Annotated in this window: 15 protein-coding genes and 1 pseudogene; 9 read left to right on the top strand and 7 right to left on the bottom strand. The window is 44.5% G+C overall.

Going from position 1 to position 22,440, the window contains the following annotated elements; translation table 11 throughout:
* The first annotated feature begins 37 nt into the window (after window positions 1–37).
* From V1L65_RS03715 to V1L65_RS03675, 9 genes are all read left to right on the top strand, one after another.
* The gene (locus V1L65_RS03715; protein ID WP_331697853.1) at window positions 38–538 is read left to right on the top strand and encodes a hypothetical protein; all 501 of its coding nucleotides are present in this window, start codon (window positions 38–40) and stop codon (window positions 536–538) included.
* Between the two features lie 148 nt (window positions 539–686).
* Window positions 687–956, top strand: coding sequence for an alpha/beta-type small acid-soluble spore protein (locus V1L65_RS03710; protein ID WP_331697720.1), 270 nt, complete (start codon window positions 687–689; stop codon window positions 954–956).
* Between the two features lie 256 nt (window positions 957–1,212).
* Window positions 1,213–2,415 (top strand): methionine adenosyltransferase, encoded by a 1,203-nt coding sequence (metK, locus tag V1L65_RS03705; protein ID WP_331697719.1) that lies wholly within the window; start codon window positions 1,213–1,215, stop codon window positions 2,413–2,415.
* A 155-nt stretch (window positions 2,416–2,570) separates the two neighbouring features.
* Window positions 2,571–2,813, top strand: coding sequence for a hypothetical protein (locus V1L65_RS03700; protein WP_331697718.1), 243 nt, complete (start codon window positions 2,571–2,573; stop codon window positions 2,811–2,813).
* The gene (locus tag V1L65_RS03695) at window positions 2,785–3,429 is read left to right on the top strand and encodes a DUF6036 family nucleotidyltransferase (RefSeq protein WP_331697717.1); all 645 of its coding nucleotides are present in this window, start codon (window positions 2,785–2,787) and stop codon (window positions 3,427–3,429) included. The genes V1L65_RS03700 and V1L65_RS03695 overlap by 29 nt, the downstream gene beginning before the upstream one ends.
* Window positions 3,430–3,581: 152 nt before the next feature.
* A complete protein-coding gene (locus V1L65_RS03690; protein ID WP_331697716.1) occupies window positions 3,582–7,988 on the top strand; it encodes an Ig-like domain-containing protein in 4,407 nt (1,468 codons plus the stop codon).
* 263 nt (window positions 7,989–8,251) lie between these two features.
* Window positions 8,252–10,951 carry a stalk domain-containing protein gene (locus V1L65_RS03685; RefSeq protein ID WP_331697715.1) on the top strand — a complete coding sequence of 900 codons (2,700 nt, stop codon included), beginning with the start codon at window positions 8,252–8,254 and terminating at the stop codon, window positions 10,949–10,951.
* A 72-nt stretch (window positions 10,952–11,023) separates the two neighbouring features.
* Window positions 11,024–12,217 carry a sensor histidine kinase gene (locus V1L65_RS03680; protein WP_331697714.1) on the top strand — a complete coding sequence of 398 codons (1,194 nt, stop codon included), beginning with the start codon at window positions 11,024–11,026 and terminating at the stop codon, window positions 12,215–12,217.
* Window positions 12,198–12,929, top strand: coding sequence for a response regulator transcription factor (locus V1L65_RS03675; RefSeq protein WP_331697713.1), 732 nt, complete (start codon window positions 12,198–12,200; stop codon window positions 12,927–12,929). Before V1L65_RS03680 ends, V1L65_RS03675 begins: the two co-directional genes overlap by 20 nt.
* 405 nt (window positions 12,930–13,334) lie before the next feature.
* Here V1L65_RS03675 and V1L65_RS03670 read toward each other — a convergent pair whose 3' ends face one another.
* The 7 genes and pseudogenes from V1L65_RS03670 to V1L65_RS03645 form a co-directional block, all read right to left on the bottom strand.
* Window positions 13,335–13,598 (bottom strand): LPXTG cell wall anchor domain-containing protein, encoded by a 264-nt coding sequence (locus V1L65_RS03670; protein WP_331697712.1) that lies wholly within the window; start codon window positions 13,596–13,598, stop codon window positions 13,335–13,337.
* Between the two features lie 109 nt (window positions 13,599–13,707).
* The gene (locus V1L65_RS03665; protein WP_331697711.1) at window positions 13,708–14,574 is read right to left on the bottom strand and encodes a hypothetical protein; all 867 of its coding nucleotides are present in this window, start codon (window positions 14,572–14,574) and stop codon (window positions 13,708–13,710) included.
* 260 nt (window positions 14,575–14,834) lie between these two features.
* Window positions 14,835–15,203 (bottom strand): annotated as a pseudogene (locus tag V1L65_RS28705) (prealbumin-like fold domain-containing protein); the annotation flags it as partial.
* A 621-nt stretch (window positions 15,204–15,824) separates the two neighbouring features.
* Window positions 15,825–17,225, bottom strand: a complete 1,401-nt coding sequence (locus tag V1L65_RS03660; RefSeq protein ID WP_331697710.1) for a sulfatase-like hydrolase/transferase — start codon at window positions 17,223–17,225, stop codon at window positions 15,825–15,827.
* 507 nt (window positions 17,226–17,732) lie between these two features.
* Window positions 17,733–19,157, bottom strand: a complete 1,425-nt coding sequence (locus V1L65_RS03655) for a sulfatase family protein (protein WP_331697709.1) — start codon at window positions 19,155–19,157, stop codon at window positions 17,733–17,735.
* 21 nt (window positions 19,158–19,178) lie between these two features.
* Complete coding sequence (locus V1L65_RS03650) at window positions 19,179–20,663, bottom strand: sulfatase family protein (protein WP_331697708.1); 1,485 nt, start codon at window positions 20,661–20,663, stop codon at window positions 19,179–19,181.
* A 107-nt stretch (window positions 20,664–20,770) separates the two neighbouring features.
* Window positions 20,771–22,408, bottom strand: a complete 1,638-nt coding sequence (locus V1L65_RS03645; RefSeq protein ID WP_331697707.1) for a sugar ABC transporter substrate-binding protein — start codon at window positions 22,406–22,408, stop codon at window positions 20,771–20,773.
* Window positions 22,409–22,440: the final 32 nt, after the last annotated feature.

Genomic DNA, 22,440 nt, shown 5'->3' with positions numbered 1-22,440 from the left:
ATAGGATACTAGACAGGAGGAGTTGTAAGAAGTGAATATGAAAGTTTTAAAAGTGACGAGCGCGGCGGTACTTATAGCGGCGGGAGTTGGAGTCGGAATGATAATGGCGAAGCCGTTGGTGGCCAATTCCAATGCGATTACGCCAGGTACGATAGAAGATCCAGTGGTCACGAAGAGCTATGTCGATGAGCAAATCGCTAAACTGGCAGCGGGAGGCTCCTCAGGCGGCAACCAAGGCGGCTCAAATGGCGGCAGTGCGGTTAGTGATGCAATCGAGATCGTAGAGCTTCCGGTTGGCAAGACGTTGATGGCTGATGCAGGTACGGAAGCGGTTGTACGCGTTGGTAAGGCGATTGCGTTCAGCTCGGATACGAATGGCATATCAGATCTAACTGGCGGTGTAGATATAAAGAAGGGCAAAGAAGTGCCGACTAATCATCTAATATGGTTCCCTCGTGAAGGCAGAGGTATTCAAGGTGCAGCTGATGAGAAACGGCCGCTTACGATTATGGTTAAAGGCAGTTATACAATTAAATAATGCATCTTTAGAATATCGATTTAAAGATGTCCAATTTTGATCTATACATGTATAATTTGGTCGGTTTGACAGAAGATTATACGCTTTAGAATGGAGCCATTGACACATACTACAGGCGTAATCCAATATACGTCGGAGGTGTTTGTAAATGGCTCGTTCTAATAAGATTGTTATTCCGGAAGCTCGCGCATCGCTAAATCAAATGAAGTATGAAATCGCTCAGGAATTTGGCTTGATGCCAGCTGAAGCAGCACCAGGCTCAGCGGATACAGAGTTTGCAGGAGAGCTAGGCGCTATTTCGGGCGCACCAAAAGTGCCGCAATGGTCTAGTATGACAACCAGACAGACTGGCTCAATCGGCGGTGAAATGACGCGCAGATTGGTGCAGCAAGCTGAGCAGTTAGGATTTCAGCTGTAAGCAAAATTTAAATTATTTTTAACTTTTGTGTAATACAGCCTGCTCTAATAAGGGATACATGCATATAGATACAAATTTCCGCATTTTTCTAACCGGGAAAGTATGTATTTCATTGACACTAAGCGACATTTTCGTTATCATACTGTTTTAGAAGAGTTGTCTAACAACCTTTTCCTATATGGAAAAGGTTAATTTTTTTTGTAGGATCGTTGGACTTGTCTATTCTCTTTATTTAGGTTGTAGGAGGTTGATACGGATGTCAGTTAAAGGACGCCACTTGTTTACATCGGAATCAGTTACAGAAGGTCATCCCGACAAAATTTGTGACCAAATCTCAGACGCGGTTTTGGATGCATTTCTAGAAGCTGATCCTAATGCTCGCGTAGCTTGTGAAGTATCTGTGGCTACAGGGCTTGTGCTTGTTATTGGCGAGATCAGCAGCCGTGCTGATTTTATTGATATTTCAGCTATTGCTCGCCGCACGATTAAAGAAATTGGCTATACACGCGCAAAATATGGTTTTGATTCCAGCACTTGCGCAGTTTTGACTTCTCTAAACGAGCAATCGGCAGACATCGCTCAAGGTGTTAACGCAGCTCTTGAGTCGCGTGAAGGCAAGGATATGAAGCAAGAGAATGAAGATATCGGGGCAGGCGACCAAGGTTTAATGTTTGGTTTCGCTACAAACGAGACTCCTGAGTTTATGCCGCTTCCAATCGCTCTTTCTCATCGCATTGCTCGCCGTTTGTCTGAAGTGCGTAAAGATGACACGCTTGGCTATTTGCGTCCAGATGGCAAGACACAAGTTACAATTGAGTATGTAGACGGACGTCCCGTTCGTGTCGACACCATTGTAGTTTCCACTCAGCATGCTGAAGAGGTAACTTTGGAGCAAATTCAAAGCGATATTATGGAGCATGTTATTAAGCCAGTTGTTCCTGAAGAATGGCTTGATGCTGAAACGAAATATTTTATTAATCCAACAGGCCGTTTTGTAATCGGCGGACCGCAAGGTGACGCTGGTCTTACAGGCCGCAAAATTATCGTCGACACATACGGCGGCTACGCGCGTCATGGCGGCGGCGCATTCTCCGGCAAGGATCCAACTAAGGTTGACCGTTCGGCGGCTTATGCGGCACGCTACGTGGCTAAAAACATCGTTGCAGCTGGGCTTGCTGATAAATGCGAAATCCAGCTAGCTTATGCTATCGGTGTTGCGAAGCCGGTGTCCATCAATGTGGATACTTACGGAACAGGAAAAGTGACAGATGAGAAGCTAGTCGAGCTAATTACAAATAACTTCGACTTGCGTCCAGCGGGCATTATCAAGTCCTTGGATCTTCGTCGTCCGATCTATGCGAAAACAGCTGCATATGGTCATTTTGGCCGTACTGATATTGATTTGCCATGGGAGCGTTTGGATAAGGTAGAAGTGCTTCAACAGCAAGCTGGCCTTTAATAAAATCAATAAAGCGTCACTTTTAACTTCCTACAGGAAGCTGAAAGTGGCGTTTTTGTATTATACTGAGGGTTCAGATTTGTGAAAAAGTGATATAATAAATAAAAGGAAATGTACCAGTAGGATTGTTTAGTAATCCTCAAGGAGGTGTTTGCATGTTGAATATGGATAAGTTAAGGGAGATTCAAAGGTCTTCTAGGATATTAGCCTTTAGCAAGGCAATTATTTCAGAGCAGCCAGAAACCAGGTCGCGTAATATTGAAAAAAGGACTGCAGTAATTGCACTTGAATCATTTAGAATTTGGAAACAATTTGACCCCTCAAAATTTATCAATATGAAAACAGGTAAGCCTTTGGGGGTGAAGTCAAATGAAGATATCTGGAGAGTTGAAAAATAAATTAGACGAATGCAGGTCTTTAACAGATACTTTGGAACGCAGATTAGCGATTGCCAGTATAATAACTGAAGCATTCAAAGAAAATCAACTCTCTGTTCCGGTTCTTGTTGGCGGCGGAGCAGTTGAAGTGTATACGGGTGGCGAATATGCGACTCATGATACTGATTTTATTGCTGATTTAGACGGCCTGGAATATGCATTAATGGAGAGCCTTGGTTATAAACGAGTTCTTGGTGATAAAAATCTGTATCATAAAGAGTTAGAATCATTAGTGGAATTTCCTAAGGGACCCTTGGCAGGAAATCAAGAACGAATATTTACCTATCAATGTGAATCAACTAATCTTCCGGTTTATATTATTTCCCCTGAAGATCTAATATTAGATAGGATTGAATCATTTTATGCAACAAACGATGGCAAGAGCAAAGAGTGGGCGGAAAGATTATTAACAGGCATGTATGAATATTTGGATTGGTCGTATTTTCATAATGAATCTTATGCAAGAGGCATCGGTGAATTGGCAGAAAAATTGCAAAGGAAATCCAAAGGATATCGCAAAGCATTTTTAAAGATGAATGATTCAATAATTCCGACTAAAAATATGAAGATGTTCTAGAATTGAAAATTCGGATTAGTTGAACAACAAGAAGCGAGCATTCCCTTCATTCAGAGGGATGCTCGCTTTTCGTTTTCTTCTTGGTATTCATTTTCATACTCTAAAAACCGAAATAAAAAGTACGAGTGTATTTTTACGAGGAGTGTGTATTTATGAAATGGAAGAACAAGCTGTCGCTGTTCGTGGCGGTTATGATGGTATTGTCCTTCGTCATGACTGGTTGGGGCGGAAGGCAGGAGACGGCGAGCGCTGCCAGCAGCGGCCCTGTCGTTATGAGTCAATTTCCCGCTAATGGATCGACGAATGTGAGTCGCAAAACATCATCGCCTATGACGATTTTATTTGATGAGCCCGTAAGAATTGGCCAAAGCAATGCGAAAATTACGATACATTTGGATAGCAATAACAGCATTGTAAATACGATTAATGCCAGCAGTGTACGTATATCTTCCGATGGCAAGGAAGTTACTTTTTATCGTACTGTCCAGCTCGATTTAAATACTACATACTACGTGCAAATAGAAGCAGGCGCTTTTCAAAATATAAGCAATGGCAGTCCCTTTATCGGAATTGGCCAGCCTGCACAATGGCGCTTTACAACATCTGACTCCGACGATACAGCAAGACCAGTCATTACGGGTGTCTCACCTGTGCATCAATCTGCGAATGTGCCCGTTATGACCAGCCTCATTGTTGATTTTGACAAAACGGTTTACAGCAACGGCGGTGAAATTGAGCTTGAAGGCGCGGGTGATATCCGCAAAATTTCCATTACTTCAACAGAGGTTATTGGAAGTGGTTCCTCAAGAATTATAATAACGCCAAAGGATGCACTCCGTCCTAATACGCAATATACAGTTAAACTTCCGGCTGCTCTTTTTAGAGATGGTAACGGTAATTTATCGGATTATCGCACATGGAATTTTAAAACGGAAGCATCGCCGGTTAATTTGCAGGCAACAGATGCATTATTTCCAAGCAACAATGCTTTTCAAGTACCAAGCAATACATCCTTTGTAATGAGATTTGATAAAAATGTCGTGGCGCAGCCGAATAAAAATATCGATATTATTCCGGTGAGTACAGGCACTCGTTTGAGTATTCCGGCAAACAGCTCACAGGTTACAATCGTAAATAATGAAGTAACCATCAGACCGAGTAGTAGATTAACGGCAAATGTCAGCTATTACATCGTTGTAGAGCCTGGGGCATTTAGCGAAAGAGGAGCTTCCAGCGATCGCATATTCTCGGGGATTACATCTACGATGGATTGGAGATTCACCACAGCACCTGATGATAATAACCCTCCAACCATCTCGCAAAGAACGCCTACAGGCAGTGGGGCAGGGGTAAATACGCCGCTTGTTATTACTTTTAATGAGCCTGTATTTCCTGGCGATTGGAATGGCAAACTAGAGGTGCGTCAAGTAACTGGCGATAAGCTGTTGCGTGAAATTCCGGCTACCTCATCGCGTATTTCAGGCTGGGGAACGAATACGATTACGGTTAATGTAACAGGGTCAATCTCAGGCGAGGCTTCAGCTCCTTACTTGAACAATACCCAATACTATGTGAAAATTTCCAATACAGCGATTCGAGATGCGGCGGGTAATGCTTTCAGAGGAATTACGAATACGACAGAATGGCGCTTTAGCGTTACAACAGTTACTGAAGGCCCTTATCTGGTTGGCATGACGCCAGAGGATGGTGCTAATCCTGTAGCCGTCGATGAAACCTTTACGGCGATCTTTAACAAGCCTGTTAAAGTATCCTCGATCCCTAGAATTTGGTTTAATCAGAAGGATGGCTCTGTTACCCCGATTTCGGCCTCTGACATTATGGTCGATTCGAAGGACAGCAAAGCAATTACGTTTAAGCCTAGTGTTAATTTAACACCTAACAGAGATTATTATATTACTATCGCGGATGATGCAATATCCGATTTAGTCGACAATTATTTTGTCGGCATCGACAATACGAATCGTTGGACCTTCAAAACGGTCGGAGGAGATACAACTCCGCCAGCTATATCTTCAAGTGAAGCGAGCGGATCGATCATTCGCTTAATTTATAACGAGCCGTTGAATGCCAAAATCAAAACCTCCCCTGCGAGCTATGCTGTAAAGGTAGCTGGCATTGACCGCCAGGTGACGAAGGTTGACACAGCAGGAAACATGGTAACGTTAACGATATCCGGTACAATTGGCAGCAATCATCAAGTGAAGGTGTCTTATACAAGGCCGGCGACCAACCCTGTTCAGGATTTGTCCGGTAATTTCGCTCCGAGCTTTGATAATTTAGAGGTCAAAAATGGCTTGAGCAGCTCTGCACCCGCGTTATCTAGCGGCAGTGCATCCGGTAATACGGTTATCCTTAATTTTAACCAGCCATTGTCGAGTGTTAACAGCTATGCAAGTTCCCAGTTTACCGTTTATGTAAATGGCACGAGCTACGTACCATCATCCCTTTCGGTCAGCGGCAGCTCAGTCATTCTTTACATTAACACTTCAATTGCAAGCGGCAGTACGGTTCGAGTATCCTACACACCGGGCAGCTACCCGCTTACTGGTCAAAATGGTCTTAGAGTGGGTTCCATCAGCAGTTATACTATCTCGCAGTCATCAACAGGAGGTAATTATCAGTATCCTCCAGCATTGCAGTATATTACAGCATCTGGCACGTCAGTCATTCTTAAATATAACAAAACATTAAATCCGAACACGGTACCAACTGCATCGCAATATAGTGTACTGGTCAATAGTGCAGCAAGATCGATTCAATCGGTCAGCATATCAGGCGACTCTGTATATTTGACGCTTACGTCCGGCATTCAAGCGAATCAAACGGTATCAGTGACTTATGTTGGATCAACCAGTTTCGTAAATGATTATTACGGTTATTTCGCCCCTTCCTTCAGCAATATTTTGGCTAACCAAGGCAGCTCGGGCGGAAGCGGTTTGCCTGCTTCTATGCAAAGCGCAATAATTAAAGGTTCTATCGTTACGTTAAGCTTTACTGAACCGCTGCAGTATAACAATTCCTTACCAACGAGCATGTTCATGGTTCGTGTCAATGATTCAGTTAGATTGGTAAATAACGTTAATATCAGCGGCAATTCTATCATATTAACGCTAACCTCGCCGGCTCAAGTAGGGGAGCGAGTCGTGGTCTACTATACTCAGTCGGATAACGGTTTGAAGACAGCGAACGGCGTTTTGGTAAGCAGCTTCAATAATGTCAATGTAGTAAACCAAACGACGTTGATCGACACGCTTACAGGTGATTATGAGGTTGTAGAGACGAATGCGATTTTGCTGAAAACATCAACCGCTACAACAAGCTCTTCGGTATCGCCAGCTGGAACGAGTGCAAGCAAGTATAAAATAAACAATGAAAACTTCATTACAGCGATTACGACTTCACACAATGCGGGAATAAGCAATCCACGAATTGTTTTCCGAGTACCTTCGACCGAGAGGGCAGGGATCGTGTCGATTCCGGTTATTGCATTGGAAATGTCGCAAAAAATAAGCGGCAATGTGACGTGGATAGTCCAACATGGCGATGCTAGTTATGAATTGCCGTTGAAAGGGTTGAATTTCGCAGAGTTGTCGCGCTACAACAATGGAAGCGGCATTTCTAATGAAGTCGTGATTTCGATTGACGAAGGAACATCTACGTTTACTTCTGATCTCACTAGAGCAATAAGCAATTCAAAAGCAACGATGATTGCAGGTCCGGTATACTATGAGGTTGCAGTGATGAATGGAAGCAGCCGCAAGGAGATTACAAGCTTTGGAAGCTATGTGACAAGAACGATAAGCACTTCATCGTCTGTTAACTATAGTCAGACTGCTGCCGTATGGGTAGATCCTGTAACAGGACTGCTTACGTATGTTCCGACTGTTTTCAAGCAGGATGGCAATAGGACCATCGCTGCCTTCAAACGCCAAGGAAACAGCGCCTATGCGCTAGTGCGCAATACAGCTACCTTTACGGATATTGCAAACCACTGGTCTGCTGAAGACGTACTTATGATGTCACGCAAATTTATTGTTGATGGCTACAGTGCAACAAAATTCGAGCCGCAAAAGCAAATAACGCGCGGCGAGTTTGCTACTTATGTTGCCAAGGGCTTAGGACTTGAAGGAGATCGTACAGCAGCCGCCAAGTTTAAGGATGTCAATGCCAATACGGTAATGGGCGCTTATATCGGCGCAGCTGCCAAAGCAGGCATCGTTAACGGCAAGACGACGACAACCTTCAAACCGAATGATCCGATCAAGCGCGAGGAAATGGCGGCCATGATGATGCGGGCTGCTAAGGTGGCAGGCATAACAGATAAGCTTCCACAATCTGTAGATACGTATTTGTCTGTCTATTCCGACCGCAGTAAAATCAGTGCCTATGCCAAAACAGATATGGCCAATGCGATTTATTTGGGCATTATTAACGGCAAAACAAAAACGACGCTTAGCCCGCAGACGAATGCGACTCGTGCAGAAGGCACAGTCATGATCCGCCGTTTGCTGGAAAAAGCAGAATTTTTAACTCCATAAAAGAGCATGATGACGAAGACATCCTATCGTTAAAAATTTTTAATGATTGCTAACGCAAATTGCGAAAAGTCGTTAGGTATAGTATGAAAGCTATATTTGGCGGCTTTTTTGCAAGCTTCTCAGCACCTATATCATAGTAAAAAGGTAGCTAAAATATGAAACTGCCAAAATTTTGCTAGCTTGTTTGCTATAAAACGGAACTTTTCTACTACTTATGTAGTCTATAATAGAAGATAAGTAGAGATAGGAGAGTTGCAGAAGCTATGCAAAAAGAGTTTCACTTGGTAGGCCGTCGGATTGCCAGAACTGGAAAAAGAGTTATCGTTATTACTTTAGGGGCATTATTATTAACCCAGACTGCAGGAGAATTATTGCCGAGGCAATGGAATGTTTTAAGCATAGAGCAAGCGGCGGCAGCCAGCTCATTAAAGCAGGTGCAGCAGTCGATAATTACGTCAGGTGCCAAACGGATAGACTATACGTTTACGATAAAAAGAGGCAGCGCCAATGTTCAAACAGCTGTTCATGTGATCGAAGTAGATTTATCCAACCCCAACGTTGCATTAAATGCAATGAGTGGAAAAGGGAACAGCATCGCACAAAAAAATAACATAATGAATATGGTCAAAGAAAATAAGGCAGTGGCCGGTATTAACGGAGATATTTTCGTAATGGCTAATGATGGGGCGCCGTTAGGAGCGCAAGTTACAAGCGGCATGCTGCTGTCCAGCCCATCCAGGCAAAAAGGGATGTATGCTATTGCGATTACGAAGGATCGCAAGCCCGTTATAGATTCATATACCTTTGAAGGCATGGTAACAACCGATACAGGACTTACGTTTCCGTTGGAAGGTGTGAATCAATCTGCTTACTACCCGGAGGTAGAAGGCATTACATATAGTCATGTTGATGTGATGTATATGTATACGAGTGCTTGGGGAGGAGCTCAGCGTCCGAGCAATTCTGCAACCAAGCCGACAGAGGTGCTGGTCATTGACGGCATTATCGAAAAAATCTCGTATGAAACTCCGCTTGCAGATGCTATTCCTGAGAATGGATACATTTTGCGCACAAGCGGAAAAGCTGCAAAATTTGTTCGCGACAATTTGAAAATTGGTCAGGCGATTACGTCTGAGTATGCTTTAAAATCCAATACAACAGGCAAGGCGGTCGATCCGTCCAGCTTTGAGATGCTTATGGGCGGTCATACGCTGCTAGTTGATCAAGGCGCGCCATCGGCGTTTTCGCGCGACATATCAGGTGTTAGCGGTTCTTCTTATACTTCCCGTTCTGCTATTGGATATTCCAAAGACGGAACTAAGGTGTATATGATTACTAGTGAGCGCAAAAACGGAAATACGGGTTTGAGCCTGAAGGAGCTGCAGCAGGCGATGGTAGAGCTCGGCGTCTATAAAGGTATTAACCTCGATGGCGGAGGTTCAACCACAATGATTGATCGCCCACTCGGCAGCTTTAACGTTCAGCTTTCTCATCCAACGCAGGAGAATTCCATGCGCAGCGTTGCTAACGGCATTGGCGTATTCAGTCTGGCGCCGCAAGGCAAGCTGAAGGCGATGCTGGTCAGCGGTGATAATATGATGCTAGTTGGTCAAAGCGCAAAGTTTAATGTCAGCGGTTATGATACTTACTACAATCCTGTTGCTATGGATCAGGTTGATGTCGTATGGTCATCCGAAAAGGCTATTGGTACGTTGAACGGGAATGAATTTACAGCAACCAAAATTGGTCAAACCCATATTATTGCAACTGCTGGAGACGTTTCAGTAAAATATAAAGTGGACGTTGTCGGATCCGACCAAATCAAGTCCATGAAAATAAACGCCGGTTCGGCGTTGTTAGTGCCAGGCGCGACATTTAATGCACCAGTATCAGTAACTTTGAAAAACGGCAAGAGCTACACCTTGAACACCAGCGCTTTGGAATGGGAGTTTGTCGGATTTGAAGGTTCTTACAAGGATGGGCAAGTAACTGTACATTCTATCGAGCCAAACACGCAAATCGGCTATGCGATTGCCAGATATGATGGCTATGGCGCCATGATTCCATTGGCGAAGAGCGAGAGTGCAGATATGCTGGAAGATTTCGAAGTTTCTCGATATGCTATTACATCACAGGTCACTCCTGCCGATACAACTAAAGGGTCAGTAAAACTTGTTACCGATCTTCCTGATCAGAAAACAGGCAGAGCTTTGCAAATTTCTTATGACTTTACAAACAGTACAGGGACGAAAGCTTCCTATGCTGTATTTGGAAAAAGCGGCGGTATTACGTTGCCAGGTACACCAGGCGCTATGACGATGGATGTATACAGCGATAATAGCCGCAACTGGATGCGTGCCGAAATTGTAGATGCAGATGGCAAAATAAATTATGTGGACATTGCCAAGGAGCTTAACTGGAGCGGCTGGAAAAATGTCAGAATGAATTTGCCAAGCGGAATGAAATATCCAGTAAAGCTTAAACGTGTATATGTCGTACAGCTAGATGAGGCGGGCTCTAACAAAGCAGCAGCCGGCGCGGTCGCCATAGACAATATCCGCGTGCTGACAACGGCTGAAGTGGCTAATCCGCAAAATGCTAAAATCGAGATGCAGGTTGGCAATTCCACAGCTAAGGTCAATGGCAAGTCACTAAAGCTGGAAACAGCACCGCTATTGCAGAAAGGCACGACTTATGTTCCCGTACGTTTCGTATCCGAAGCGATGGGCTCAGAAATTGTGTATGAGCATAAGACAAGAAGAGTGACGGTTTTGCGAGGTAAGCAAATGCTCGAGATGAATATAGGCCAGAAGGAATATACGCTTAACGGCGTGCGTTATCAGTCAGAGGTTGCCCCATTTACACAAAATGGGCGCACCTTGATTCCGATCAGACTATTTTCTGAGCAGCTGGGATTCAAAGTGGAATATGAGCCTACAAACAAAAAAATTACCATTGAATAGCATAGACTCAGCTGTATAGGCTTGTGTTATTATAGAAATGGAAAACGTTATTCATAAAGGGGTGCCGATCAATTGGACCACCTTACTTTTGATTTAGACCGAGTCATCTCGAATGCTATAAAGGTAATGGAAGACAGCAAGTATCAAATATATGAAATTTGCGAATCCGCCCGCAAGGAGCTTGAGTCCTTAGAGCAAGAGCTGGAGCAGGTGCTTCAAGAAACGGTCACCATTATTGATAAGGTAGACCAGCTTGAAATGTCTTATCGGCATGCCCGAATCCGCCTGACAGAGGTGAGCCGAGATTTTGTGCGCTATACTGAGGCTGATATAAAAACAGCTTATGAAAAGGCGACCTTAATTCAGACAGAGCTTGCTATTTTTCGTGAGAAAGAGCACTATTTGAAGGCTCGCCGCGATGATTTGCAAAAGCGTGCGCGCAATGTCGAGCAATCGATTGAGCGCGCCGAAATGATCGCTTCGCAAATGAATGTCGTGCTTGAGTATTTGTCAGGAGATTTGAATCAGGTTACAAGAATTATTGAATCAGCCAAGACTAGGCAGCTGCTAGGTTTAAAAATTATTTTGGCTCAGGAAGAAGAGCGCAAACGAATTGCAAGGGAAATTCATGATGGTCCAGCCCAATCGCTTGCCAATATTGTACTTCGTACAGAGATTGCCGAGCGCATGCTCGTTAGAGAGCAATTTGAGCTTGTCCATCATGAGCTGATGGATTTAAAAGGGCAGGTCCGCTCCGGCTTGGAGGAAATTCGCAAAATCATATTTAATTTGCGGCCAATGGCGCTGGATGATTTGGGACTTGTGCCTGCTTTGCGCAAATTTACTCAAGACTTTGAAGAAAAGTCTAAAATCCATACAAAATACGAATTAGTCGGTAAAGAAATTAGATTGCCTTCGGCTATGGAGGCTGCTATTTTCCGTCTGGTGCAGGAAGCGTTCTCTAATGTACTGAAGCATGCCAGCGCAACTTTTGTAGTATTGGAAATTACGTTCAAGCCAGGACTTATCACGCTTATGATTCAAGATAATGGAGTTGGCTTTTCTATTAACAAGCTCGACAAAATATCGGCATCCTCGCAAAATTCTCATTTTGGCATTATCGGGATGCGAGAGCGTGTGGAACTGGTAAACGGAAAGCTAAATATTGATTCAATACGGGGAGAAGGTACGACAATTACTATAGATATTCCAACTACTACAGATGGTGGAAAGGAGAATGAAATGAATGAGCTTGAATCCAGATAGCAAAAAAGAAAAAATTAAAATCCTCTTAGCCGACGATCATCAATTGTTTCGCGAAGGGCTAAAACGTATTTTGAATATGGAGGATGATTTGGAGGTCATCGGCGAGTGCGGCGATGGCATTCAAGTGATGGAGTTCTGCAATCAAATCCAGCCTGAAATTGTATTAATGGATATTAATATGCCTGTCGAGACTGGGGTAGCTGCAACCGAGCGTCTTAAAACGATGTTTCCCGAAGTGAAGGTTATTATATTATCGATACATGATGATGAAAGCTATGTGTTCGAAGCTTTGCGTAAAGGAGCAACCGGTTATTTGCTTAAAGATATGGAAGCGGAATCGCTTATTAATGCAATTCGTTCAGTATCGCAGGGGCACTCCTTTATTCATCCAAAGGTAACTGGCAAGCTGATTAATCAGCTGCGCCGCATGACATACTTGGATGAGATGGGTGTCGCTGGAGGAGCAGCAGCAGCTCGTGAGAATGGCGTGAAATATATTGATAGCGAGGAAAGCCCGCTAACCCGCCGTGAAGCTGAAGTGCTGAGACTGATGGCAGAAGGCAAGAGCAATCGTATGATTGGCGACCATCTGTTCATTAGTGAGAAAACAGTTAAAAACCATGTCAGCAGTATCCTTCAAAAAATGGAGGTAGACGACCGTACGCAAGCGGTTATCAACTCCATCAAATACGGCTGGGTTACCTTGAACTAATAAAAGAAAGAGCAATTCTTGAATATTAGAATTTTCTACATTCTAGTATTTTGGGAGTTGCTCTTTTTAGTTTATAATCACACCGGACATAAATGTCCCTTAGCCGACGAAAATGGTGTAAAAAAATTTGTAACAGACAAGGGTGACCGTTACACGATAAAAACAAGCAATGAACGGAGTAAATTAAACTATAAGGGACCTTTTTGACCGTTATAATTCAAAAAATAGAAAAACAGGGTCCTAACGGTCGTTTATGACCGCAACAATCAGCATGCAGCGTGTCCGTCGCAGCCGCATCCGAAGAACCAAATTCGCTAGCAAATTCGCTACATGTTCTTATATGTCATCAAGAAGCTGCGCATCCTTAGCAAGGATGCGCAGGGTATCTCTTAGAACTGGGTTAAATTACAGGGATTTTCTGCGTGCAAAAAGGGTTACGATGCCCGCCAATGTTACGAATGAGCCAATGAAGTAGTATGGCAGCGCGGAAGTATCACCAGTCTTTGGAAGTTTTTCTAGAGGAACTTCCTCCTCATTCACTATTTCTCCCCCTGTTCCTCCGTTATTATTTCCTGTACCTCCAGATCCGCTTGTTTCTTCTTCATGTTCTTCATATTCCACATCATCTGTGCCGGCTGGCACCTCCTCTTCATCGATAATTTCGATCACATCAGTCGGACTAGGTGTAATGGTTGGACCAGGTGTGCTGGTCGGACTAGGCGTACTAGTTGGACTAGGTGTATTGGTTGGGCTTGGCGTATTAGTCGGACTAGGTGTGTTAGTTGGAGTCGGGCTTGGTGTCGGATCTGGCGTCGGGTCTGGTGTCGGTGAAGGTGTAGGGTCTGGTGTTGGCGTCGGTGTAGGTGTAGGTGTAGGTGTAGGTGTCGGCGTCGGTGTAGGTGTAGGTGTCGGTGTTGGCGTAGGCGTCGGTGTAGGTGTCGGCGTCGGTGTAGGTGTCGGTGTCGGTGTTGGCGTAGGTGTCGGCGTCGGTGTAGGTGTCGGCGTTGGTGTAGGTGTCGGCGTTGGTGTAGGTGTAGGTGTCGGCGTAGGTGTCGGTGTCGGCGTCGGTGTAGGTGTCGGCGTCGGTGTAGGTGTCGGCGTCGGTGTAGGTGTCGGCGTCGGTGTAGGTGTCGGTGTCGGCGTAGGTGTCGGTGTAGGCGTTGGTGTAGGTGTAGGTGTAGGTGTAGGTGTCGGCGTAGGTGTAGGTGTAGGTGTAGGTGTAGGCGTTGGTGTAGGTGTCGGTGTCGGTGTAGGTGTCGGCGTAGGTGTTGGCGTCGGTGTAGGTGTCGGCGTCGGTGTAGGTGTCGGCGTCGGTGTAGGTGTCGGCGTTGGTGTAGGTGTCGGCGTCGGTGTAGGTGTAGGTGTCGGCGTCGGTGTAGGTGTCGGTGTTGGCGTCGGTGTCGGCGTCGGTGTCGGCGTCGGTGTAGGTGTCGGTGTCGGCGTCGGTGTAGGTGTCGGCGTCGGTGTAGGCGTTGGTGTAGGTGTAGGTGTTGGTGTAGGTGTCGGCGTCGGTGTTGGTGTAGGTGTAGGCGTTGGTGTAGGTGTAGGTGTTGGTGTAGGTGTCGGCGTCGGTGTTGGTGTAGGTGGTATACATGTACATATTGGCGTAGGCGTTGGCGTCGGAGTAGGTGTCGGAGCAGGGCATTTGTCTTTGCTCTTCACATTAATGGATGAGCTCTTCCCCCAATGTACCTGCATATGCTCAGTACCATTTGGATTTAGTGAAGGCGTGGTGTATACCGAATTTCCTTGGATGGTTGTAGTAGTCCATTCACTATTTCCGGTTCCATTCAATTTCCATTGAACCTTAACTGCTACATTACTATGATTAGTAATTACCCATATCTTATTGCCTTGCTCATCACAAACCGCTTCGGCTGTAATAATCGGTGTATTGATCACTGCAATGGTTTCCGTTTTGTTTGCTTTTACGTTGATTTGCGTGGAGCTATTTAGTGTAGTCGTGAAGCCTGTCGAGGTGAGCTCTTTTAGATTGTAGCTGCCAGGAGCCAAATTGTTGAAGGTCAATTTTCCATTGCTATTCGTTTGGCCGCTAACTACGAAATTATTATTTTTCGTTAGCTCAAAGGTGACATCAGCGTGCGGAGCGCCTCTTTTTTCATACAAATATTTTTCTATTAATATATTGCCGCAGCCGGATGTTCTTTCAAACTGATAATTTATTGCAATTTTGCTGTTATTAATAATACTGTACAGGTTGTCCTGAGACGGTCCTGTATACAAAACCAGCTTGGTGTCTATGCAGGATGGCATTTGAATCGTTAATTCATAGTTCCCTTTTTTATCTACTTTTATAGTCTTATGCTCGAAAGGGCTTTGGCTGCTGGAGCTGTAATATTCAAACGATGAAAAGGTAACTTCAACGCAGTCTTTCGTGGTGGTAAAATAGGCTGTGGCAGTCCCGTCTCCATTCACCTTTATATAAGGCTTGGAGCCTTGCTGCTTTACATCGCTTTTACTTTTTGAATATTGTGTACAGCTCGCAGGCGGGTTTGGCGAACCTCCGCCGTCCTTGCCTGCAATTGCAAAATGTGCTGGGCCTAATGTCATTGACATGAACAGAGCTAGAACAAGTAAGAAAGCCCAATGTTTGCTGAAACGCTTCATCTCACTTCTCTCCTTTAATTAATTAGCTTAAGGCCTGCCGAAATATCCTCCTTTATCAAAATTTCCACCATATTATGTATATTTGTATGAGTTATAAAAAATGATAGCAAAGACAATTTTTGCAACAAGGGTATGAAAATGACAAGTATTGAGGGCTTGGATGGCATTTTGTCGGTAAGCTTCATCATTAATCTTTAAGTATTCAGCAAAAAAAGGCGATCTCTTAGGATCGCCGTTATGCATCAAATAAAGAGATGAAAAGCTTTATTAATCAAACGCCTGATTGCCTTTGCTTTTTAGTCCAGCCAAACCAATTTGTCCGGCTCCTGTTACGGGCTCTCGCACGCCATCTACACCAGGGTCAACATACGTATAAAACCATTGCTCCAAACTGTTTCTCATTTGCAGCTTGATATCCCTATACTTTTCATCCTTATCCAAATTAACTCTTTCCTGTGGATCAACGGTCAGATGATATAATTCATGCGGACCATAAGGATAACGGTGAACGTACTTCCATTCTTTACTGCGCACCATGCGTACAGGGCCATACTCGTCAAAAATGACAATATGCTCTCTCTCAAGCATTTCGTCCCCTTTTAGAAGCTTGTAAAAGCTTTTTCCGGGCATTCTTTTTGCTACAGAATGGTCAACTGATGCGCATTCCAGCAGAGTAGGCATGACATCATATCCGCTAAGCATAACATCGGTAACCTCATTAGCTTTAATGACTCCTGGCAGGCTGAATATAGCTGGAACTTTAACCGACGAATCATACATATTTTGAGGATAGGTGCCATTTCCTTTTCCCCAGAACCCATGCTGCCCGCAGCTAAAGCCGTTATCGCTCATAAAGCAGACAAGGGTGTTGTCACGTATGCCAAGCTGCTCCAGCTTATTCAGTAATCTGCCAATCTGCTCATCCATGGCAGTAATAGAGGCGTAATAGCCCTGCAAATTAGCGCTTACATCATCGCCCCATGGAGGATTAGGTATTTTCCACGGGTGTTCCTCCTCCTGCGGACAGCTCTCGAAGCTGCAATCCTGATACATTGCTGTAAAGCGTTCTGGATGATTATTCACCCAGGGACTATGGGGCGCCGTATAATGCACACTAATATAGAAGGGCTGTTGGTCTGCATTAGGACCGTAACGATCTAAAAAGGCCAGGGCATCATCTGTAATTACATCAGTTATATAGCGTTCTTCCCGATACAATTGGCCATCACGGATCATAGGTGCTCCGTAATAAGGACCGCCGCCGCTTTGATGCGCAAACCAATGAGTAAAGCCGTCAGCAGGAATCGCGTTATCGTCGATATGCCATTTGCCGCTCAGACCGCATACATAGCCTTGCTCAGCAAGAAGAGCCGCGTAAGTTGTTTCTTGCTCTAGATATCGAATAGTATTCCTTTCACCTTCCGGCTCCTTAATCCAGTCATGCACGCCATGCTGGGATGGAATACGTCCTGTCATTAGTGACGCTCTTGCTGGAGAGCAAACAGGCGATACACAGAAAAAGTTGTCGCAGCGCATGCCGGTTGCCGCCAGCCGGTCCAGATTAGGCGTTATGATCTCCTTATTGCCTGCGCAGCCCATGGCCCAGGCACCTTGATCATCTGACAATATAAATACGATATTAGGACGTTTGCTGCCAAGCTCGTTCATCTTTGTCACCCCTAAGTAGTGCGTCCTTGTATAAGGACGGGAGAATTGTTTGATTGATATATAGGAAATTATAGGTTTCGCCTTATACCTGTTCTTATATTTCATCGGTAACGTCCCAAGGACGGCGGAAGTCGTTTATTGTTGAAGATAAAAATTTTTATACACTTGTTCTTATATCTTATCTTTAAATACGCTCGTCAAAGGCAAATCGTAGTTGGTGGTGGAAAGCGTGTAACGGTTGCTAAAGCCGCTAAAGGGCTGATTTTAAGCTGTTACATTTTTTAACGGTTGAATTAGCGGCTATTTCGGTGTTTTGGCGTATTTTTAGCAGATATGGATTGAATAGCGGCAATGGCAACCGTTAGATTTTAAAACACCTTATTTATTAACGAATAGGCTCTGTGGTAACCGTTACAGTTTTCACCTTATACCTGTTCCTGTATTTCATCAGTAAACACGCCTACCCAAAGGACGACGAATCCGTGTATCCTTCATTCTGGCGTATTTTTAGTCTGTTAAGACAAAAGTATCCTCTGACTGCTTCAAGTATTTTGCCAGCTCGGCTTCCAATTGCAAAGCTACAGGATGCTCGCATGCCTCCTTCAGAAGGAGAGGGCTGAGCTGGTAAGGGTCCTTTTCCAAATCATAAAGCAGTTTTTGTACGGGTTCTCCAGGAAAATAACCTCTGTTAACGACATAGGCATATCTTTTATTCCGGACTGCACGCCAGCCAAACCTCCGATTGTCCAAACCGGCTGCACGAAAGGCTTCAATCGCTTCAAGTCTTCCAGGGAATGCGCTCAAATACACGGTTCGATCATCATGCCGCTCTGCATCACCAACTAGTAAATCAGAAAGATTTTCACCCTGAACGGCTTCTGGTATCGGCAATTCACACAATCCTAATAGTGTAGGCATAATATCTACTGTATTAAGCGGCAAATCGGTTACTAGTGGTTTAACTTTTTGCGGCCAGCGAAGCATGAAAGGAACGCCAACCGATTCCTCATGCCAGGAATGCTTGGCCATCATACCATGAGATCCAAGCAGCTCGCCATGGTCGGAAGTAAGCACAACAATCGTATTATCATGTAATCCTAATGCCTGCAGATGATGGAGCAGCCTGCCAAATTGCTCATCCAATCCGCTAATCGCAGCAAAGTAATTTCTCGTATGCTCTTCAAGCCGTTCCTTGCCGCCTGCAACCTGCTCCCCTGTATGAATGAGAAGAGGATCACTGGCTGTAACATTGGCACGCATCTCTAGCTCTAATCCCGCATACAGCTGTTTATATTTCTCCGGTACTTGATCGAAAGGACTATGCGGCGGATTCCATGACAAAAACAAGGCAAAGGGCTGCTCAGCAGCTCTGCTGCTGTGCTGATCCAAAAAAGCGAGCGCCTTGTCCGTCTCATGCTCAGGCGACCACTGCTCAATCTCAATCATTTGCTCCGAGTCCTGCCAATAATGTGGCGCAAAATGCTGGTCAAACGCCCCATAAGAGTACCACTGGTCAAAGCCTTGCCGCTTCGGGCCGGGAGGCGTATAGGCATCCCAATGCCTAGCGCCCGAAGGAGGGTTGTCTGCTGCTTGCTGCTCAGGCAAATCCAAATGCCACTTCCCAATATATCCAGTGTTATAGCCTGCTTCTTTTAGTACTACGCCAATTCCTTTCTCTGTTGGGGAAAGCATAATGTCTAGCCCCAGTTTGCAGTTCGTATATACACCGGTAGATAGAGCATATTTTCCCGTCAAGAGAGCGGCTCGATGCGGGGAGCAAAGAGGTGTACAGCTAACCGCTTGTTTGAATTCAGCACTTTCTTCAGCAAAGCGGTCCATAACAGGTGTAATAACGGGATCTGCTTTTGCCCTGCCAATTGCCTGTCTGCGCCATTGATCTGCAAATACATACAATAAATTAGGTTTATTCATTGGAAGTGCACTCCTTTATCCTTACTGTGCGAACTCTCGATAGACGGTTTGGAAATTTTCTCTCGCATTTACTGGAAGCGACAGCTGATCCCCAGTTTTCCTCATATGCGCCCTAAGCTGCTCCAGCATGCTGTCCAAACGCTCATTCTGTTCTTCATCGAACGCGAGATTGGTCAGCTCCTGCATATCTTCTTGCAAGGCATACAGCTCTATATACAGTTCATCCTTAAACCAGTCTACAATTAACTTATAATCCTCTTGTACGATCGCCCGGGAAAAGTTGCTGCTGGAGCCATTGCCATCATACTGTACGAATATGGAACGCTGCTTGGACCGTGTATCTTTTTCATCATACTCTTCCGTTTCTGTCTCAATGAATGGCATGAGTGAAATTCCTGACATGTCCTCGGGGGCTTTGTTCAGTTTCAAGTAATCGCATAACGTCGGCATAATATCGATGCTGCTGACCAGCTTATTGATTACTCGCGGCTTGAAATTATGCTTTTCGGGAAACTTCATCCATAATGGCGTGCGAATCGATTCTTCATACATGCACATCTTTTGCCACAATCGATGCGAGCCCAGCATTTCTCCATGATCACTCGTAAAGATCAGAAGGGTATCTTCATAAATCCCTTGACGCTTCAGCTCAGCGATAACTTCGCCTACACAATGATCCAGCAGCGCGACATAGCCGAGATAAGCCTTCCAAATCTCCTGCCATCTTGCTCGTGATACGCTTGCTCCCATATTTCCCGTAATATTATACAGCTGCAGCGGCGACTGATTCTTTCCCCATATGCCTACGTTTTCCGGAAGCTTCACATCATCTATTAAAGAAAACCAGGGCTCTGGAATATCAATTGGAGGATGAGGTGCAAAAAACATAGCATTCAGCATAAGCGGCTTATTCGGATTTCTATTTTTCAATGCATGAAGTGTATCTTTTAAAATAAATCCATCGTAAAAATAGTCCAATTGTTCCTCATAGCAGCCAATCTCTGGTGTCGATACGACTTGTGTGCGCGTAATACGCCCATATGCCAGCTCAGGAACACGCCCTTTGAAGGATTCCCCGCCAGGCCGTCTTTTTCCATGCTCCTCCAAATAGTGATAATAGCGGGGCTCTAATGGCAGCCAATTTGTTTTCGTGTCCGGCAGCTTCTCAATTTGCTTTTCTGTGCGAAAGTCCATTTTTCCAGTATGCCAGCTGTCCCACTCCTCTTCAGCAAGCTCGTATAGGCTGCTGTGATTTTCACCTACCATCCCATATTGCTTTTCCTGTACAATTTTTGCATTGTGAAGAGCGCCTGTTTCATTGGGATATTTTCCAGTAAAGAAGGCCCCTCTGGCAGGCACGCATAATGGTGAAGCACAATAGGCTCTGCTCCAGTCGATGCTTTCAGATTGCAGCTCATTCAGATGGGGCGTATGCTCGCCCAAAGCATCATAACGCAGCTGATCGGCCATAATTACAACGACATGAGGCTTGCTATTATTTTGCATATAACGATGTCACTCCTTACAAGGATAAACGTCTCTGCTGTCCCTCTTTTAGTTATAAATAAATCCCCCTGCGGGGCTTAAGCTTTGCAGGGGGTTGTATGGAAATATTAATTCGTTTTATAACGGTCATAAGCCTGCTGATAGATGGCAATCATGCGGTCCAGACCCATTTTATTCACCTGCTGTACATAACCGTCCCACTCTGTTTCAATTCCGCCGTTAAGCATCCATTGTGCATACATTTTTTCAACGTACGTGCCAATGTCTGTTTTATAGCGCGTCAACTCGCTATTTTCTTCAACTGTCATATAAACTTTAGGAAATTCATTATAAACGAGGTAAGGGCCGTATAAATCGTCTAACTCGGTTTTAGGCATTTTAACCTGACGCTCATTAATAATTTTCTCTTGCATTTCTTTTGTTTGAGCATATACCGTTCTTGATGTTTCCGGCGACTCTCTGAATTCAGCTGATGTTTTGCCTTCTGGTGCTTGTGCTACTTTAAATGTACCGTCTGCTTGCTCAATTAGATTGGTGCCAATCATACCATGGACAGCTTGAATACTTACAAGCGGATCAAACATATAGTCGATCCAGCGAATCGTTACTTCAGGATTTTTGTTTGCACTTGTAATAGCGAAGGAGCCTTTGAATAGAATGCCTGGCTGGAAGCCTGCCCACATTTGATCGCCGTTCGGACCGGCAAGTGGCTCAAGCGGCACGAAATCATGATCTTCAGGCAGTCCGACACTGTCGTAGTTCCAAGCCATAAAGGCACCGATCATATTGTTTTGACTAATTTTAGCTGTAAACAAATTTTTATCTTGCGTGAAGCTCTCTGGATCAGCTAAGCCTTCTTTGAACATTTTATTAAAATATTCAATTGCCGCTTTGTATTCTGGTTGAACAGCTGTGTAGACAACTTTGTCATCATTTACAATAATATGGTCGCGGCGGTCTAGCAAACCGAATGAGCCGAAGAAGGAAGCAAGATTGGCATTCCAATCGCTGGATAGAAACGTAAATGGAATTTCATCTGCCGTGTTATTTTTATTCGGATCTTTTTTCTTAAACGCACTTAGTGCCTGGTAGAAATCTTCTGTTGTTTTAGGCAATGGAAGACCTAGCTCGTCCAACCATTTTTTATTAATAAACAGGGCAGGTTTCGATACTGCATACGTGTCGTTCATAGTCGGCAACGAATAGATATGACCGTCAGGAGAAGTAAGTGCCTGTTTAATCTCCGGTCTTGCCTCAAGCAAAGCTTTTAAGTTTGGCGCATACTCTTCGATCAGATCTTCAAGTGGGATCAATACTCCCTGTGAGCCGTATTTGACTATATCGGTTGCTTCATCCAAAATACCATGACCATAGAAAGCCTCTGGAAGCTCACTGCTTGCAAATAATAGGTTTTTCTTCTCTTGCCAAGCGCTTCCTCCAGGGTTTAAATCCCAGTCGATTTGTACGTTTGTTACTTCTTCAGCTTTTTTAAAAAAGCCATAATCGTTGAAATGCTTGCCCGAAGTCGTTTGGAAGGCGGCAATCTTCAGCTTTACTTTATCCTTCACAATGGGAAAGCCCTCTGTATTAAAATTGCTGTCCTTCGCTGTTTCTCCCTCTTTAGTTGGAGTGCTGGAAGGGTTGTTATTCGTCGATTTTCCACCACAAGCCGCCAGCATCAGCGACATAATCAACAATGCGATAACAACTAATTGCAGACCCTTTGCTTTTCCTCTAGTTTTCATTTACAACTTCCCCTCTTTGTTATATTTATGAA

This window comes from Paenibacillus sp. IITD108 (genome assembly GCF_036541265.1).
In the GTDB taxonomy this organism is placed as follows: domain Bacteria; phylum Bacillota; class Bacilli; order Paenibacillales; family Paenibacillaceae; genus Pristimantibacillus.
This window is presented reverse-complemented; position numbering and strand designations above follow the sequence as displayed.

Bases quoted from the DNA above. Each gene is read 5' to 3' on its own strand.
- V1L65_RS03715 (WP_331697853.1), top strand. From the start codon at position 38: ATGAAAGTTTTAAAAGTGACGAGCGCGGCGGTACTTATAGCGGCGGGA.
- V1L65_RS03710 (WP_331697720.1), top strand. From the start codon at position 687: ATGGCTCGTTCTAATAAGATTGTTATTCCGGAAGCTCGCGCATCGCTA.
- metK (WP_331697719.1), top strand. From the start codon at position 1,213: ATGTCAGTTAAAGGACGCCACTTGTTTACATCGGAATCAGTTACAGAA.
- V1L65_RS03700 (WP_331697718.1), top strand. From the start codon at position 2,571: ATGTTGAATATGGATAAGTTAAGGGAGATTCAAAGGTCTTCTAGGATA.
- V1L65_RS03695 (WP_331697717.1), top strand. From the start codon at position 2,785: ATGAAGATATCTGGAGAGTTGAAAAATAAATTAGACGAATGCAGGTCT.
- V1L65_RS03690 (WP_331697716.1), top strand. From the start codon at position 3,582: ATGAAATGGAAGAACAAGCTGTCGCTGTTCGTGGCGGTTATGATGGTA.
- V1L65_RS03685 (WP_331697715.1), top strand. From the start codon at position 8,252: ATGCAAAAAGAGTTTCACTTGGTAGGCCGTCGGATTGCCAGAACTGGA.
- V1L65_RS03675 (WP_331697713.1), top strand. From the start codon at position 12,198: ATGAGCTTGAATCCAGATAGCAAAAAAGAAAAAATTAAAATCCTCTTA.
- V1L65_RS03665 (WP_331697711.1), bottom strand. From the start codon at position 14,574: ATGCCCTGCTCCGACACCTACTCCGACGCCAACGCCTACGCCAATATG.
- V1L65_RS03660 (WP_331697710.1), bottom strand. From the start codon at position 17,225: ATGAACGAGCTTGGCAGCAAACGTCCTAATATCGTATTTATATTGTCA.
- V1L65_RS03655 (WP_331697709.1), bottom strand. From the start codon at position 19,157: ATGAATAAACCTAATTTATTGTATGTATTTGCAGATCAATGGCGCAGA.
- V1L65_RS03650 (WP_331697708.1), bottom strand. From the start codon at position 20,663: ATGCAAAATAATAGCAAGCCTCATGTCGTTGTAATTATGGCCGATCAG.
- V1L65_RS03645 (WP_331697707.1), bottom strand. From the start codon at position 22,408: ATGAAAACTAGAGGAAAAGCAAAGGGTCTGCAATTAGTTGTTATCGCA.